Genomic DNA, 16,574 nt, shown 5'->3' on the forward strand with positions numbered 1-16,574 from the left:
ATGACCTGCTTATTCGCACCTTCCTTAGCGTCAGGGGGTAAATGTGTTGCGGGTTATAAACCCGTGGCTAAAGGCAGCAAAGAGACGCCGGAAGGCTTGCGGAACAAAGATGCGCTAGTGCTGCAAAGCGTTTCTTCCCTGGAATTGCCTTACGAGGCGGTCAATCCTATTGCGCTCAGCGAAGACGAAAGTAGTGTGGCGCATAGCGGCCCGATCAACTACACCCTGTTGTCCAATGGACTCGCCAGCCTGAGCGAAAAGGTTGATCACGTGGTGGTCGAAGGGACCGGCGGGTGGCGCAGTCTGATGAACGATTTGCGTCCGTTGTCGGAGTGGGTGGTTCAGGAACAGCTACCCGTGCTGATGGTAGTGGGGATTCAGGAAGGCTGTATTAATCATGCCATCCTTACGGCGCAGGCGATTGCCAGTGACGGACTGCCGCTGATTGGTTGGGTAGCGAACCGCATTAACCCCGGATTGGCGCATTACGCTGAAATCATCGACGTGCTCGGCAAGAAATTACCTGCCCCGTTGATCGGCGAGTTGCCGTACCTGCCGCGCGCAGAGCAGCGAGAGCTGTCACAGTATATCCGACTGTCAATGCTCGGCAGCGTGCTGTCGGTAGATAGAGTCATGGCGTAACGTTCGCGATAGCACGGAAGCCACGACGCAAGCAATCAATAAGCCGGGGAGTAGACGATACTCCCCGGTCATTTCACAGACCATCAGCGTAGACATAATCGGTGCGTGCGTTGTCGCCGCCAACAACGTCGCCATCCCGGTTAATCCCAGCAGCACCGCAATCTCATCTGTACCGGGAAGCCAGAATCCCCACAGGCGACCCAACAGCATACCAACCGACAGGCCGACAAACAGGGTCGGTGTGAACACTCCGCCTGGCGCGCCAGAACCACTGCTGGCCAGTACAGCCAGTAATTTGCAGATAAAAATCCCGGAGATAACCGAAAGCAGCGGCGGGGAGAGTAAAAACGACTGCACCACGCTGTAGCCATTTCCCCAAACGGTTGGTGTGAATATCGACAGCACGCCAACGATCAATCCCCCCAGCGCCAGCTGCCACGGTGGTGAAAGTTTCAGGCGTAAAAAACCGGTGTGGCTGGTGGTCATCAGCCACATAAAGAGAGGGCCGCAGATCCCTGCCGCCACGCCGGTACTGACAATCATCAGATAGTCCAGCGCGTGCAGCTCTCGCGACAAATGCACGGTATAAAGCAGCGCGTTGCTGTCACTGAGTAAATGAGTGGTGAGCAAGGCGACAACGGCGGAGACGACAACCGGTCCCAGCGATGCCAAAATTAACGTGCCAAACAGGACTTCAGCAATAAACAGGCTGCCGGCCAGTGGCGCATGGTACGCACCGGCCATGCCGGCGGCAGCACCGCAGGCAATCCATAACTTCCATTCCGTGCGTGGGGTAAAGCGTTGTGCAAAACAGGATGCTGCCAGCGCCGCCAGTAAGATCATGGCGCCTTCACGTCCGATGGCACTCCCGCTGGCGACCACCAGCAATGACGCCAACGACTTCACCAGGCTGGCGCTAACGTCAAACTGGCCGTCAGTTTGCAGTGCTTCCATATAATCCGTAGGCGCCTGCGGGCGCTGCCGGTTAAATTTCTGCCAGCCCCACAGCAGTAAGCCTGCGGTAAGGCCGCCCAGAGCCGGGGTCAGCATGCGTCGCAGTGGTGACAGACTGGACGCCGCATTAACCAGACTGCCGGTATCATTACTCAGGAAAAGCCACTCCAGGAGCAACATGGCGTGGCGGAACCCGGCCACCGCCAGTGCTGCCAGGATACCAATCAGCGCAGCGAACACCAGACGGCGAAGCATCGCGCGCAGGTCGGGATAGGCGTGCAAATGATGCATTAACGAAATAATGGCTTCACAGCGACGGGGATCAGCAACTGCGACTGCCAATGCGCCAGCGTGAGTCGGGCCAGTTCCCCCAGGGCCTGATAAAACGGATGATCGGCTTTCTCGATAAAGACTTCGAGGAAACGGCCCGACCAGGGTAACAGATGCCAGGCCAGCAGTTGTTCGCACGCGTTGTGATGGCCATTTTCAGCAAGCCAGGCGGTTAATAGCAGCAGAGAGCCGAAGTGATCTTCGGGTTCGTTTTGCTGCATGTCGAACTGGATACCGTTGTCGCGCATCCACTGACGCAATGCCAGCGTGGATTCACCAAACAAGACGTTTTCACGATCCAGCCAGACGGAACCCCATGGTGGAGAAGGCAGTGCGTACGGACCAACGAACAAACGCTGCCAGGCCTGTGAGAGTGATTCATCGGCTTCAATCTGAAACTGGCTAACCAGTTCGCACAGCGTATCGTCAGACAGTGGCCATTGCGTCTGCCAGCCATTGACTCTTAGCGCACTAATGAGCGGGGCCGCTTCTGCGCTGTCTGGCGCATAGTAAAATAGTGCACCCAGCACGCGCGCTGCGGTGGAGAAGTTGTCACGTTGAGAAAAAGAGGTCATGCAAACAATCCTGAAAAGTGCGGGCTTCCCCGCACTCGTGAGTTAACCTGCAACAGCCATACCGACTGTCATATGCAGACCGTAAAACAATCCGCGGCCAATGATTTCACCGGCAAGCAGGAGAATTAAGCCGAGCGCCAGACCTGTAATATGAGGTTCTTTGCGGCGGATCAGGGGGCAAATCCAGCAACCCAGACCGGCGGCGAGCAACAGGATGCGCCAAACCTGCAAACGGCCATACTCGGGTACCAGCGCCGTTGCGTGTTGCACCGAACTGTGAATTTCACCGAGCGACACGCCCTGTAGAGCAATAACCCCAATGCAAACCAACAGGGCCAGAACGCTAATGCTGGCGTATGTCGCGGCGTTAAATGAGACGCGAACGGTACGCAGTAGCAGGGCAGCAAACAGCGGGCCACTCAGCAACACCGTCATGAAAAAGGCCACGGTGGTGTAACCATTATACCAGGTCGGCACGGTCTCTATCTGGTAAACCTGGGTCATCGCCCAGACAAATACAACGCCGAGGAGCATGCTCACCAGCAGCCAGATTTTACCCAGCGCTGCGGGCATTTTACCGAGAAAAGCCACCAGCCACCAGACGCCACCGATGGCGAAAAATAACGATCCGCTGGCTATTTCGTTACTCAGCGCCGAGGCACCGACCCGGTTTAGTGAATTAAGTGCCCGCAGTGGAGAGCCCAGGTGCATTACCGAGGCGAGAAACCCGATGCCCATCACCACCCACAGAAAGAACATGCTGCGAACGAGACGCTGTCTTGTCGCATCATCTTTGGCGGAGAGCCAACATAGCCCGCTCACAATCAGCGCGCCAACGACGCATTGTCCTAGTACCGTAAACAGTACCAGCGGCCATTCATGCCATCCATTGCCCATGTTACACCTCCCTCGGGTTTGCCAGATAACCGGTGGTATCCCCGGTTGGACGGCTGTTGGCGTTGGGTTTAATCACAATGTTCGGTTTGGTAAAGTGTGCACCCGGTAGTGGAGCCACCGCCGCCAACGTCCCGTGCTTTTTGCGCAGTTCATCAATGGGGCCAAAGTCCAGCGCGCGTAACGGGCAGGACTCAACGCAGATGGGTTTTTTACCGTCGGCAACGCGGTCATGGCAGCCGTCACATTTGGTCATATGTCCTTTGGTCGCGTTGTACTGCGGAGCGCCGTAAGGGCAGGCCATATGACAATAGCGGCAGCCAATACACACGTCCTCATCAACAACGACAAAGCCATCTTCACGTTTATGCATGGCTCCGCTCGGACACACCTTAGTGCAGGCCGGATCTTCGCAGTGGTTACATGAGATCGACAAATAATAGGCGAAGACGTTTTGCTGCCAGACGCCGTTATCTTCCTGCCAGTCACCCCCTGCGTATTCGTAAATACGCCGGAAGCTAACATCCGGGGTTAAATCTTTATAGTCTTTACAGGCCAGTTCGCAGGTTTTGCAACCGGTGCAACGGGCGGAGTCGATAAAAAATCCGTACTGCGCATTCATGAGCTATTCCTTAAACCTTCTCAATCTCAACCAGGTTAGTGTGCTGCGGGTTACCTTTGGCTAACGGTGACGGGCGCTGGGTGGTCAGCGTGTTAACACAGGCACCATGGTCAATTTTGTCGCCAGACATATCGGCATCGTGCCAGGCACCCTGGCCCATTGCGCTAACGCCGGGGAGAATACGCGGGGTCACTTTTGCGGGAATACGCACTTCGCCACGATCGTTATAAACACGCACCATATCGCCATTGGAAATACCACGCTTTTGCGCATCCAGTGGGTTAATCCAGACTTCCTGGCGACAGGACGCTTTGAGAACGTCGATGTTGCCGTAGCTTGAGTGGGTTCGAGATTTATAGTGGAAACCAAATAGCTGTAGTGGGAAATGACTGCGTTTGGGATCGTCCCAGCCTTCAAAGGTCGATGCGTAAACAGGCAGCGGACTAATCACGTCATCTTTCTCTAGTTCCCAGGTACGGGCAATTTTTGCCAGTCGACTCGAGTAGATCTCAATCTTGCCTGACGGTGTCTTCAGTGGATTGGCATCAGGGTCTTCGCAGAACTTCTTGTAGGCGACATAGTGCCCGTTAGGATCTTTACGCTTATAGATCCCCATTTTTTTTAGCTCATCATACGAAGGCAGTGCAGGGTCTTTAGCCAGCATTTTGGCATACAGGTACTGCAGCCATTGTTCTTGCGTGCGTCCTTCGGTAAACCGTTGGTAGATGTCGTCTCCAAGACGTTTCGCGATTTCGCTCATTATCCAGTAGATGGGTTTACGCTCGAATTTTGCGGAAGTCGCGGGTTGAATAAAAATCAGGTATCCCATATTCCCGGCGTAATCGTTCGGAATAATGTCTTCTTGTTCAACGGTCATCAGGTCGGGCAGCAGAATATCGGCATATTTGGCGGAGGATGTCATGAAATTCTCAATGACCACAATCATTTCGCATTTCGAATCATCCTGCAGGATCTCATGCGTTTTATTGATATCCGAATGCTGATTGATAATGGTATTGCCCGCATAGTTCCAGATAAATTTAATCGGTACATCCAGCTTCTCTTTTCCGCGCACGCCGTCGCGGGTGGCAGTCATCTCGGTTCCACGTGCGATAGCGTCGGTCCAGCTAAAACAGGATATTTGCGTCTTGATGGGATTGTCGGGCAGCGGCATGCGCTCAATCGTAATGGTATAGGTGGATTCGCGTGCGCCACTGTTACCGCCGTTGATGCCCACATTACCGGTCAGAATGGGTAACATGGCAATGGCGCGGGAAGTCAGCTCACCGTTTGCCTGGCGCTGTGGCCCCCATCCTTGACAGATGTACGCTGGTTTGGCGCTCCCAATCTCTCTGGCCAATTTAATAATGCGCGCGGCTGGGATCCCGGTGATGTGCGATGCCCATTCTGGTGTTTTTGCAATGCCATCGTCGCCGTCACCCATTATATAAGCTTTATAATGTCCGTTTGCGGGAGCGTCGACCGGAAGGGTTTTCTCATCATAACCAATACAGTACTTGTCGAGGAACGGTTGATCGACAAGCTCCTCAGTAATCAGTACCCAGGCAATTCCTGCCACCAGTGCGGCGTCAGTGCCCGGACGAATCGGGATCCACTCATCTTCACGACCCGCTGCGGTATCGGTATAACGAGGGTCGATAACAATCATTCTGGCATTTGAGCGTTCCCGGGCTTGCTCCAGGAAGTAAGTAATACCGCCACCGCTCATACGCGTTTCGGCAGGATTATTGCCGAACATAACGACCAGTTTCGTGTTTTCGATGTCTGAAGTGCTATTGCCGTCGTTTGAGCCGTAGGTGTAGGGCATTGCGGCTGCAATTTGGGCCGTACTGTACGTCCCATAGTGGCTGAGGAAGCCGCCATAGCAGTTCATCAGGCGCGCCACTAGCGAGGCATAAGGGGAAGAACGGGTAATGTTGCCACCGACAATGCCGGAGGTGTAGTTAATGTATACCGCTTCATTGCCGTATTTCTGTATGGTATTTTTTAGACCGGCGCTGATGGTGTCCAGGGCTTCCTGCCAGCTAATACGTTCAAATTTACCTTCACCACGTTTACCAACACGCTTCATAGGATAATTAAGCCTGTCAGGGTGATTAATACGTCGGCGGATAGAACGACCGCGCAGGCAGGCGCGGACCTGGTGATTACCATAGATGTCATCGCCGGTATTGTCGGTGTCTACCCAACAAACTTCGTCATCTTTGACATGTAACTGCAAAGCACAGCGACTGCCGCAGTTAACTGAGCATGCGGCCCAGACGATTTTTTCTTCAACCGGCGAGATTGATTGCTGTACCGCAGCGGCGGCGGTACGCATCCCGAAAGGCAGTGACACGCCACCTGCGGCAAGCGCGAGTGTACCGATAGCCGAGGACTTCACTAACGTCCTGCGGCTAATACCTCCATATTGGTCAACTTCAGACATAACCCACTCCATTATAGGTATCGCTATATATTACGTGTCACAACGAAATTAATAGCATGCTAATGATGGGCTGAGTTTACCTATTCTGGGGTAGGGCTTATTAATGCATATCAAATTAAGCGTAACCCTCCGCGAACGGAGGGCAGGTTTATTGCGGTTCGGCGGGGTGACCGTCCTGAGATGGCGTACTATTGGCGGGGGCGTTGCCGCTGCTGGTACGCGCGTAAAGGATTTTATGCGTGTCGTTGGCACAATGTCCCACGACCAGAGAATCCGGTCGATCGGCCTGGTCGTTTGGCACGATACTTAAGGTGAAGCTGTCTTGTGCAACGCCATTATTAATAATACGCTGCTCAATATCGCTCCTGACTCTCTCGCACGATTCAGGCGCCGCCAGAACCTGTGGGGAGGCGAGGATAAGCAAACTTGCGACAATTCCTGTAGAGAATTTCATCACCAACTCCTTTCATGACAGACATTTATTAAGATTAGCATTTCTGGTGTAAATAACTGTATTTGCTAATATGATTGAGAATAATCTCTTTATGCCGGTGAAAAATGTGAAGAAACAGACCTTGTTAGGTTTCCTGTGCGTCGTGTTGATCGGCTGTGATAACGGCAAGGAGTTGGTTTCCTTCACGCCGGAAATGGCCAGTTTTTCCAATGAATTCGAGTTTGATCCGCTGCGTGGTCCGGTAAAAGATTTCAGCCAGACACTGCTGAATGAGAACGGTGAAGTGGCCAAGCGTGTGCGTGGCACTCTCTCGCAAGAAGGCTGCTTTGATACGCTGGAATTACACGATACTGAGAGCAACAGCGGAATGGCGTTAGTGCTGGATGCTAACTATTACCTGGACGCCGAGACGCTGGAAAAAAAGATCCGTTTACAGGGGAAATGCCAGTTGGCGGAATTACCTGCTGCCGGGGTGGTGTGGGACACCGACGATAACGGCTTCGTTGTTTCAGGATCGGGGAAAGAAATGCAGGTGCAGTACCGGTACGACGCGGAGGGCTATCCGCTGGGAAAAACCACCATCAGTAAAGACAACACGTTACGTGTTAATGCGAAACCGTCAGCCGATCCGCTGAAAAAACTGGATTATACGGCAGAGAGTCTATTGAACGATCGTTCGTTGGGAAACGTCACGCAAACGTGTGAATACGATGATCATGCGAATCCGCTCAACTGCCAGCTTGTCATCGTTGATGATAGCGTGAAGCCGGCAGTTGAACACCATTACACGATTAAAAACACCATTGATTACTACTAACCGCGTTACTGTGCAGTAGCCTGCAACAGGTTGGAACCGGGTGTTTTATGTTCCGCCAGATACTGATGCTGGAAGATACACATGCGGATGGTGTTACGGTACTGTCCGTTAATAAAGAACTCGTGAATCAACTCGCCTTCCACCATAAAACCAAGTTTGCGGTAGATGTGAATGGCTTTTTCATTCTCTTTATCAACGATCAGATACAGCTTATATAAATTGAGTACGGTGAAACCGTAATCCATCGCCAGTTTTGCCGCGCGTGTGGCGAGACCTTTGCCCTGGAAATCTGGCGAAATAATGATCTGGAATTCGGCACGGCGGTGTACATGGTTAATTTCCACCAGTTCCACCAGACCGGCTTTTTCACCGTTGCACTCCACCACAAAGCGGCGTTCGCTTTGGTCATGAATATGCTTGTCATACAGGTCCGACAGCTCAACGAACGCTTCGTACGGTTCTTCGAACCAGTAACGCATCACGCTGGCATTGTTATCAAGCTGATGGACAAATCGTAAATCTTCACGCTCCAGCGGGCGCAGCTTAACACTGAGGGCGCTTGTCATAACGTATCCTTTCCATTTCCTTTATTGGGCATAAAAATTATGGCGCGACGGTACGGCCGGTGCGGCGGTCAAGGCAGCGCAGGGTGTTCGGTTCCCAGTAGGCATTAATGTTGGCGCTTTGCTCGCATTTATCGCGGCTGTCAAAGGCCACGTCGGCTTTATCCCACTCTTTCTCAGTGCGCGTATTTACTTTCTGGCGTAACTGACGCGTGTCGTTCCACTGTTCCTTTTCCATCGCCGCCTGTTGACGACTTTGGGCACTGTCGCCGGACTCAATGACCAGTTTGCTGGTTTCAGCAAAGGCGGAGGAGGTGTATACAACCGCCGCCAGCGTCAACATGGCCGTCAGGCACAGGCGTTTGCTCAGTGTGTTGTTCATGGTGAATTCCTTTAATGAGAAAGGCAAAAAACGATAAAACAGGGTTAAATTCTACACCATTCCTGTTCCGGGTCATACCCGCCTGGCGGATATGGATAAACTGCTCGCATTCTGTCGTATCATGTTTAAACCAAACGTCACTGAATACTGTCCATGCTTAAAACGACATTACTTTTTTTTATCACCGCGCTGTGCGAAATTATCGGCTGCTTTTTACCCTGGCTCTGGTTAAAGCGAGGCGCAACGGCCTGGTTGCTTCTTCCGGCCGGGGTGTCACTGGCCTTGTTTGTCTGGTTGTTGACGCTGCACCCGACCGCGAGCGGGCGCGTATACGCGGCGTATGGCGGCGTGTATGTGGTGACCGCACTGATGTGGCTGCGCATTGTCGATGGTGTAAAACTGAGCTTGTACGACTGGTCTGGCGCGCTGATCGCGCTGTGCGGGATGTTGATCATCGTGGCTGGATGGGGGCGCGCATAGCGCCTTTTTTTGTGATCAGCTAGCGATTTTACGATCATTATACTTGTATGGTAGTAGCTCAGTTGAGTAGATTTCCTGCATCAGACACAGCGATGTAAGGAATAGAGAATGAAGATTGTAGGGGCTGAAGTTTTTGTCACCTGTCCAGGGCGTAATTTCGTCACGCTGAAAATTACCACTGAGGACGGGATCACGGGGTTAGGTGATGCCACGCTGAACGGACGTGAGTTATCCGTTGCGTCCTATCTGAGGGACCATGTGTGTCCGCAACTTATTGGCCGCGACGCGCACCGCATTGAAGACATCTGGCAGTTCTTCTACAAAGGCGCGTACTGGCGTCGTGGTCCGGTCACGATGTCGGCGATATCTGCCGTTGATATGGCGCTGTGGGATATCAAAGCGAAAGCCGCGAATATGCCGCTTTATCAGCTGCTGGGTGGCGCGTCCCGCGAAGGCGTGATGGTTTACTGCCATACCACTGGCCGTACCATTGATGATGTGCTGGAAGATTACGCACGCCATCAGGAGATGGGCTTTAAAGCTATTCGCGTCCAGTGCGGCGTGCCGGGTATGAAAACCACCTACGGTATGTCAAAAGGCAAAGGCCTGGCCTATGAGCCAGCGACCAAAGGGCAATGGCCGGAAGAGCAGTTGTGGTCGACGGAAAAGTACCTTGATTTTACCCCTCAGTTATTTGACGCCGTGCGTAATAAATTCGGCTTCAACGAACACCTGCTGCACGACATGCACCATCGCCTGACGCCGATTGAAGCCGCGCGGTTTGGCAAAAGCATTGAGCAGTATCGTTTGTTCTGGATGGAAGATCCGACGCCAGCTGAAAACCAGGAATGTTTCCGACTGATTCGCCAGCACACGGTGACGCCGATTGCGGTAGGGGAAGTCTTCAACAGTATCTGGGATTGCAAACAGCTGATCGAAGAACAGCTGATCGACTACATCCGCACCACTATTACCCATGCGGGCGGCATCACCGGCATGCGTCGCATTGCGGATTTTGCGTCGCTGTACCAGGTGCGCACCGGCTCTCACGGACCTTCTGATTTGTCACCTGTCTGCATGGCTGCTGCGCTGCACTTTGACCTGTGGGTGCCAAATTTCGGCGTACAAGAATATATGGGTTATTCCGAGCAGATGCTGGAGGTCTTCCCGCATAACTGGACGTTCGATAACGGCTATATGCACCCTGGTGACAAACCGGGTCTGGGTATTGAATTCGACGAAAAACTCGCGGCGAAATATCCGTACGATCCGGCCTATTTGCCCGTCGCGCGCCTGGAAGATGGCACTTTGTGGAACTGGTAAGGAGTGGTTTGCTATGAAAAGTATTGTGATTGAAAAAGCGAATACGCTGGTGATTGAAGAAAGAGCAATTCCTACTCCAGCGTCGGGCGAAGTCAGGGTCAAGATTAAGCTGGCAGGAATTTGTGGCTCCGATAGTCATATCTATCGTGGGCATAATCCCTTCGCAAAATATCCACGCGTCATCGGCCACGAGTTTTTTGGCATTATTGATGCGGTAGGCGAGGGTGTTGATCGTTCGCGTTTAGGCGAGCGAGTATCTGTTGATCCCGTGATCAGCTGTGGACACTGTTACCCCTGCTCAATAGGTAAACCGAACGTCTGCACGTCGTTGGTGGTGCTGGGCGTCCATCGTGATGGCGGCTTCAGTGAATTTGCTGTTGTACCGGCAAAAAATGCCTGGCCGATCCCGGACTCAGTGAAAGATGAGCATGCCGTTATGGTTGAGCCTTTTACTATTGCGGCAAACGTGACCGGACAAGTTAAACCCACAGAAAACGACATTGCGCTGATTTACGGTGCGGGGCCGATGGGGCTGACGACCGTTCAGGCACTTAAACGTGTTTATAACGTAAAAACGGTGGTGATTGCCGACAGGATTGAAGAACGTCTGGCAATGGCTAAACAGTGTGGTGCTGACTGGACCATAAATAATGGTCAGCAATCGCTACAGGATTTTCTGGCTGAAAAAGGGTTAAAACCCACAATCATCGTGGATGCAGCTTGTCATCCATCTATTTTACAGGAGGCTATTACGCTGGCGTCGCCAGCGGCACGGATTGTGTTGATGGGATTCTCCAGCGAACCTTGCCAGATTGTACAGCAGGGCATTACCGGGAAAGAACTTTCCATTTATTCATCACGGTTAAACGCGAATAAATTCCCGGTGGTTATTGATTGGCTGGTTAAAGGGCTTATCGACCCGAATAAATTGATTACCCACACTTTTGACTATCACCACGTTACAGACGCAATCGAATTGTTTGAGAAAGACCAGCAGCACTGCTGCAAAGTTTTACTCACATTCGCTGAATAATATTAATTACTGCGAGTAAGTGGTACGCATCTTACCTCTTAGAGATAGCCAATATGAATCAAGAAAAACACGAAAGATCAACGAAAGATCTGGTGAGAGCCGCCGTTTCAGGATGGTTAGGCACGGCTCTCGAATTTATGGATTTTCAGTTATATTCTTTGGGTGCCGCACTGGTATTCCATGAGATATTTTTCCCGGAACAATCAGCCGCCATGGCGCTCATTTTAGCGATGGGCACATACGGAGCTGGTTATATTGCTCGTATCGTTGGGGCATTTATATTTGGAAAGATGGGGGACAGCATCGGGCGTAAAAAGGTGCTGTTCATTACCATTACCATGATGGGGATTTGTACCACGCTAATTGGCGTGCTGCCGACCTATGCGCAGATTGGTATCTTTGCGCCAGTGTTGCTGGTGACGCTGCGTATTGTGCAGGGATTGGGTGCCGGTGCTGAAATTTCTGGCGCGGGAACCATGCTTGCAGAGTATGCGCCAAAAGGAAAACGCGGCATTATTTCCTCCCTTGTTGCGATGGGAACAAACTGCGGGACGCTCAGCGCCACGGCCATCTGGGCGGTGATGTTCTTCGCGCTTGATCGCGAAGAGTTGTTAGCCTGGGGCTGGCGTATTCCGTTCCTGGCTAGTGTGGTGGTGATGATTTTCGCCATCTGGTTACGTATGAATCTCAAAGAAAGCCCGGTATTTGAGAAAGTAAATGATGGGGAAAATGCACCTGCATTGAATGACCCTTCAGAGAGTTCGCTGGGTGCGATGTTCAGCAGTAAATCTTTCTGGTTGGCAACCGGATTACGCTTTGGTCAGGCGGGTAACTCAGGTTTAATTCAGACCTTTCTTGCCGGTTATCTGGTACAGACGTTGTTATTTAATAAATCAATACCCACCGATGCGTTGATGATAAGTTCTGTTATTGGATTTATTACTATACCGCTTCTGGGGTGGTTATCTGATAAATATGGTCGTCGTTTGCCTTATATCATCCTGAATATATCAGCCATCATTCTGGCTTATCCAATGCTGTCTATTGTGGTTGATAATTCGTATAGTCCTGGCGTCATCATGACCGCGCTGATTGTTATCCATAACTTTGCCGTATTGGGGTTATTTGCCCTCGAAAATATCACCATGGCTGAAATGTTCGGTGCTCGTAATCGATTTACGCGTATGGCCATTTCAAAAGAGGCTGGCGGATTAGTGGCCGTTGGTTTTGGTCCCGTGTTAGCCGGTATTTTCTGTAACATGACCCAGTCCTGGTGGCCTATTTTAGTGATGGTCATTATCTACTCACTGATCGGTTTAGTTTCAGCACTCCTGATGCCTGAAGTTAAAGATCGTGACCTGAGTGTTCTGGAAGATGCGGCTGAGGTGAGTAAAACCGAGAAGATCCGTGCCGGTGCGACTCAGGTCAGTTGATGCGCTAATCAGCATGGTCGGGAATTCGGCCATGCTGTCACATAACTTCAAATGATGTCATACCAATAGTAAAAAGTTTAATGCAAATCAAAACATACAACCATACAGGCGTTACTCTGAGACAGTCCTGATTTCATTGATAAGTAGGTCATACCATGCAAAACAAACTCTTGGCAGCTAAGGCTGCACTTCCTGACTACGATCGTAGCAAACTGGTCCCACGTATTGTTCATCTGGGGTTTGGTGCGTTTCACCGTGCGCATCAGGGCGTTTACGCGGATATCCTGGCGGCCGAGCACAACAGTGACTGGGGATATTGCGAAGTTAACCTGATCGGCGGCGAGCAGCAGATTGCCGACCTGAAACAGCAGGATAATCTGTATACCGTCGCGGAAATGTCGGCCGATGCCTGGACGGCGAGAGTGGTTGGCGTTGTCAAAAACGCGCTGCATGCGCAGGTTGATGGTCTTGAGGCTGTTTTTGCCGCCCTGTGCGAACCGCAGGTGGCTATCGTTTCTCTCACTATTACCGAGAAAGGATACTGCCACTCCCCGGCAACTGGACAACTGATGCTGGAAAACCCGCTGATCGCCGCCGATCTGCAAAATCCGCATCAGCCCAAATCTGCGCCGGGCGTCATTGTTGAAGCGCTTGCTCGCCGCAAAGCTGCCGGTCTGGCCGCATTTACCGTGATGTCCTGCGATAACATGCCTGAAAACGGTCATGTCATGCGTAACGTGGTTACTGCGTACGCGCGTGCGGTGGACGCCGGGCTGGCAGACTGGATCGAACAGCATGTGACGTTCCCGTCGACCATGGTTGACCGTATTGTTCCTGCCGTAACGCCCGATACGCTGGATAAAATTGAACAGCTTACCGGCGTGCGCGATCCGGCGGGCGTGGCGTGTGAACCGTTCCGTCAGTGGGTGATTGAAGACAACTTTGTTGCCGGTCGTCCACAATGGGAAAAAGCAGGAGCTGAGCTGGTGGCCGATGTTATCCCGTTCGAAGAGATGAAGCTGCGTATGCTTAACGGCAGCCACTCTTTCCTCGCCTATCTCGGCTATCTGGCGGGATACCAACACATTAACGACTGTATGGGGGACGACAATTATCGTGTTGCCGCCCGTGCGCTGATGTTGCAGGAGCAGGCCCCGACGCTGAAAGTGAAAGGCGTTGATTTACAGCAGTATGCCGATCGTTTGATTGAACGTTACAGCAACCCGGCACTGCGTCACCGTACCTGGCAGATAGCGATGGACGGCAGCCAAAAACTTCCGCAGCGTATGCTCGATTCCGTACGCTGGCATCTTGTGCACGGCAGCCGTTTCGACCTGCTGGCGCTGGGTGTGGCGGGTTGGATGCGCTACGTAGGTGGCGTGGATGAACAGGGCGACGCGATTGAGATTAGCGATCCGTTACTGCCGGTTATCCAGAATGCGGTGCAAAGCAGTAAAGAGGGCGAAGAACGTGTTCAGGCGCTGCTGGCAATCGATGCTATCTTTGGTCGTGAGCTGCCGCAGGTTGAGTTGTTCAGAACCCGCGTTACCGAAGCGTATCTGGCGTTACTGGCGGAAGGGGCGAAGGTGACGGTGGCGAAGTATGCCGCGAAATTGAAGTAACGACGTATAACATTGATGTCGCCATCCGGCTTATACTCCAGCCAGATGGCGCGTTATTTGCTGGCACTCACACCAATCAGTTCATACCCAGACGAATCAATTCCAGAGGGGCGTATTTACCTTCACAACCCTCGATTTCCACTGTTTTCCCGCGGCGAATTTGCTCTGCGGTCAGGCCATCGGAATCAATAGCCTTGATGCGGCCAGTAATGCCAGTGTCACTGATCATGACGCGGCTGCCGGTGGTGATTGCGTTACGGTTACGATCGTATGTTTTCATGGTGGTTTCTCCTCTCCAACTTACCGTCAAAGCCCGTGGGCTTTTAGACCCACGTAACGAGCGCAATATAAATACGCTTCTCGTTAAAGAATTTTTTTGTTTTCGATCAAAATCACAGCTTTTTTTTGGCGGTTCAGAGGGGGAGATAAAGGGATGCATAAACTCACCCCGGAACGAGGTGAGGGAGTGATTAATCTTCGCTAAACCAGTCGCTATTTTCCTGACGAATCAGCTGAACAGATTCACCAATTTCCTGCAGGTGCAACATCATCGCGCGCTCAACGGCATCGCTGTCATGCTTCTCCAGCGCGGCAAAAATGTCGTGATGCTGACGCAGGAGCATTTCCGGCGGGGAGACGTGATCGAGGCTCATATAGCGAACGCGATCGATGGTTGCCTTGATGTTTTCCACGGTGTCCCAGGCGAGCTGACAATCCGCTATTAACGCCAGCTTCTGATGAAACTCATCGTCCAGCAGGAAAAAATCGTTAAGCTGTTTACGGTCAATAGCGATGCGCTGCTGATGCAGATTCTGCTCGAGTTGATAACACTGGTTATCAGTGATCATCGACGCGGCGCGACGGGCAACCGCGCATTCAATTGCCTGGCGAACAAAACACCCATTTTGCACCTGCGACAGCGAAATCTTGTTCACGTAACTGCCACGCTGAGGACGGATCTGAATCAGGCCGTTCTCAGCCAGTTTGATGAATGCTTCGCGTACTGGCTGGCGTGATACATTAAAGCGGACGGAAACCTCTTTCTCCGAAAGCGGCGTACCGGGCGCAATCAGACACTGCACGATGTCGCGACGAAGAATACGATAAATCTGCTGATTTACCGGCTGTGTAGGGTTGAGTTGCGTTTCTACGGTCATTCATTCTTACTTTTTAGAGAGTTAACCCGAATACTTTATCACTTATTCGGTGGTATCTATACCCGGCACAAGGCCGGGTATAAAAATTAACCCCGGTGGACGCTCAAGCCTGCAAAAGACTGTGCAACAGGCATCATTTCAAGGGTGTTAATGTTGACATGCGCAGGTAATGACGCCACCCACCACACGGCTTCAGTGACATCTTCCGGCGTCAGTGCGGTGGTGTTTTCGTAGGCTTTGACGGCTTTATCATCGTCGCCTTTGAAACGCACGTTAGAGAACTCCGTACCGCCAACCAGGCCCGGTTCAATATCGGTCACGCGCACGGCAGTGCCATGCAGGTCGGTACGTAAGTTCAGGCTAAACTGGCGAACAAACGCTTTTGTTGCGCCATACACGTTACCTCCGGCATAGGGCCAGCTACCGGCGGTTGAACCGATATTGATAATATGACCACGATTACGTTCGACCATACCCGGCAGTACGGCACGGGTCATATAAATCAACCCTTTGTTGTTGGTGTCGATCATGGTTTCCCAGTCGTCAACGTTAGCCTTATGGGCCGGTTCAAGACCCAGCGCCAGACCGGCGTTGTTGACCAGAATATCTATGTTGCGCCATTCGGCTGGTAGGGCGGCCAGCATCTCTTCAATTGCGGCACGGTTACGTACGTCAAGTTGTGCGGTATACAGGTTATCGCCCAGCTCGTCTTTCAGCTCTTGCAGACGCTCATGACGGCGTCCGGTGGCAATAACTTTATGCCCATTCTCAATAAAACGACGCGTAATGCACTCACCAAAACCTGCGGTTGCTCCGGTTACTAAAACGATCATCTCACTGTTCC

At 52.1% G+C, this 16,574-nt stretch carries 18 protein-coding genes; 7 read left to right on the top strand and 11 right to left on the bottom strand.

Features of this window, described 5'->3' with window-relative positions:
- Complete coding sequence (gene bioD / locus FDW88_RS20835; protein WP_137363275.1) at positions 1 to 642, top strand: dethiobiotin synthase; 642 nt, start codon at positions 1 to 3, stop codon at positions 640 to 642.
- On the opposite strand, the gene clcB is transcribed toward bioD, so the two are convergent.
- From clcB to FDW88_RS20865, 6 genes are all read right to left on the bottom strand, one after another.
- Positions 598 to 1,887: a voltage-gated ClC-type chloride channel ClcB gene (clcB, locus tag FDW88_RS20840; protein WP_137363276.1), complete on the bottom strand. Its 1,290-nt coding sequence runs from the start codon at positions 1,885 to 1,887 to the stop codon at positions 598 to 600. The two genes, bioD and clcB, sit on opposite strands and share 45 nt — an antisense overlap.
- Positions 1,887 to 2,501, bottom strand: coding sequence for a Tat proofreading chaperone DmsD (gene dmsD / locus FDW88_RS20845; protein WP_137363277.1), 615 nt, complete (start codon positions 2,499 to 2,501; stop codon positions 1,887 to 1,889). The genes clcB and dmsD overlap by 1 nt, the downstream gene beginning before the upstream one ends.
- 42 nt (positions 2,502 to 2,543) lie before the next feature.
- On the bottom strand, positions 2,544 to 3,398 hold the full coding sequence (locus FDW88_RS20850) for a dimethyl sulfoxide reductase anchor subunit family protein (RefSeq protein WP_115258536.1): 855 nt from the start codon (positions 3,396 to 3,398) through the stop codon (positions 2,544 to 2,546).
- Between the two features lies 1 nt (position 3,399).
- Positions 3,400 to 4,017, bottom strand: a complete 618-nt coding sequence (locus FDW88_RS20855) for a DMSO/selenate family reductase complex B subunit (RefSeq protein ID WP_117343090.1) — start codon at positions 4,015 to 4,017, stop codon at positions 3,400 to 3,402.
- A gap of 10 nt (positions 4,018 to 4,027) precedes the next feature.
- On the bottom strand, positions 4,028 to 6,466 hold the full coding sequence (gene ynfE, locus FDW88_RS20860) for a selenate/tellurate reductase subunit YnfE (RefSeq protein ID WP_137363278.1): 2,439 nt from the start codon (positions 6,464 to 6,466) through the stop codon (positions 4,028 to 4,030).
- A gap of 148 nt (positions 6,467 to 6,614) precedes the next feature.
- On the bottom strand, positions 6,615 to 6,920 hold the full coding sequence (locus tag FDW88_RS20865; RefSeq protein WP_117343092.1) for a DUF1161 domain-containing protein: 306 nt from the start codon (positions 6,918 to 6,920) through the stop codon (positions 6,615 to 6,617).
- Between the two features lie 106 nt (positions 6,921 to 7,026).
- Here FDW88_RS20865 and FDW88_RS20870 point away from each other — a divergent pair, with 106 nt between their 5' ends.
- A complete protein-coding gene (locus FDW88_RS20870) occupies positions 7,027 to 7,737 on the top strand; it encodes a YnfC family lipoprotein (protein ID WP_137363327.1) in 711 nt (236 codons plus the stop codon).
- Positions 7,738 to 7,742: 5 nt separating this feature from the next.
- On the opposite strand, the gene speG is transcribed toward FDW88_RS20870, so the two are convergent.
- Complete coding sequence (gene speG / locus FDW88_RS20875) at positions 7,743 to 8,303, bottom strand: spermidine N1-acetyltransferase (protein WP_115258532.1); 561 nt, start codon at positions 8,301 to 8,303, stop codon at positions 7,743 to 7,745.
- Positions 8,304 to 8,340: 37 nt separating this feature from the next.
- The gene (locus FDW88_RS20880; RefSeq protein ID WP_096757095.1) at positions 8,341 to 8,682 is read right to left on the bottom strand and encodes a DUF1283 family protein; all 342 of its coding nucleotides are present in this window, start codon (positions 8,680 to 8,682) and stop codon (positions 8,341 to 8,343) included.
- Positions 8,683 to 8,835: 153 nt separating this feature from the next.
- Between FDW88_RS20880 and FDW88_RS20885 the strand changes: the two genes are divergently transcribed.
- The 5 genes from FDW88_RS20885 (at position 8,836) to FDW88_RS20905 (ending at position 14,573) form a co-directional block, all read left to right on the top strand.
- Positions 8,836 to 9,162 (top strand): YnfA family protein, encoded by a 327-nt coding sequence (locus FDW88_RS20885; protein WP_115258531.1) that lies wholly within the window; start codon positions 8,836 to 8,838, stop codon positions 9,160 to 9,162.
- Between the two features lie 108 nt (positions 9,163 to 9,270).
- A complete protein-coding gene (rspA, locus tag FDW88_RS20890) occupies positions 9,271 to 10,485 on the top strand; it encodes a starvation-sensing protein RspA (protein ID WP_135912070.1) in 1,215 nt (404 codons plus the stop codon).
- A 13-nt stretch (positions 10,486 to 10,498) separates the two neighbouring features.
- Complete coding sequence (locus tag FDW88_RS20895) at positions 10,499 to 11,518, top strand: Zn-dependent oxidoreductase (RefSeq protein WP_135912069.1); 1,020 nt, start codon at positions 10,499 to 10,501, stop codon at positions 11,516 to 11,518.
- A gap of 53 nt (positions 11,519 to 11,571) precedes the next feature.
- Positions 11,572 to 12,951: an MFS transporter gene (locus FDW88_RS20900; protein WP_117343094.1), complete on the top strand. Its 1,380-nt coding sequence runs from the start codon at positions 11,572 to 11,574 to the stop codon at positions 12,949 to 12,951.
- 155 nt (positions 12,952 to 13,106) lie between these two features.
- Positions 13,107 to 14,573, top strand: coding sequence for a mannitol dehydrogenase family protein (locus FDW88_RS20905; RefSeq protein ID WP_137363279.1), 1,467 nt, complete (start codon positions 13,107 to 13,109; stop codon positions 14,571 to 14,573).
- Positions 14,574 to 14,649: 76 nt separating this feature from the next.
- On the opposite strand, the gene ydfZ is transcribed toward FDW88_RS20905, so the two are convergent.
- The 3 genes from ydfZ to ydfG all read right to left on the bottom strand — a co-directional run bounded on the left by ydfZ (position 14,650) and on the right by ydfG (position 16,563).
- The gene (gene ydfZ, locus FDW88_RS20910) at positions 14,650 to 14,853 is read right to left on the bottom strand and encodes a putative selenium delivery protein YdfZ (protein ID WP_096757090.1); all 204 of its coding nucleotides are present in this window, start codon (positions 14,851 to 14,853) and stop codon (positions 14,650 to 14,652) included.
- 190 nt (positions 14,854 to 15,043) lie between these two features.
- The gene (locus tag FDW88_RS20915) at positions 15,044 to 15,730 is read right to left on the bottom strand and encodes a GntR family transcriptional regulator (protein WP_115258527.1); all 687 of its coding nucleotides are present in this window, start codon (positions 15,728 to 15,730) and stop codon (positions 15,044 to 15,046) included.
- 86 nt (positions 15,731 to 15,816) lie between these two features.
- Positions 15,817 to 16,563, bottom strand: coding sequence for a bifunctional NADP-dependent 3-hydroxy acid dehydrogenase/3-hydroxypropionate dehydrogenase YdfG (gene ydfG / locus FDW88_RS20920; RefSeq protein WP_096757088.1), 747 nt, complete (start codon positions 16,561 to 16,563; stop codon positions 15,817 to 15,819).
- Positions 16,564 to 16,574: the final 11 nt, after the last annotated feature.

Origin of the sequence: Citrobacter sp. wls829, from assembly GCF_005280825.1 — a bacterium.
Taxonomy (GTDB): domain Bacteria; phylum Pseudomonadota; class Gammaproteobacteria; order Enterobacterales; family Enterobacteriaceae; genus Citrobacter; species Citrobacter gillenii.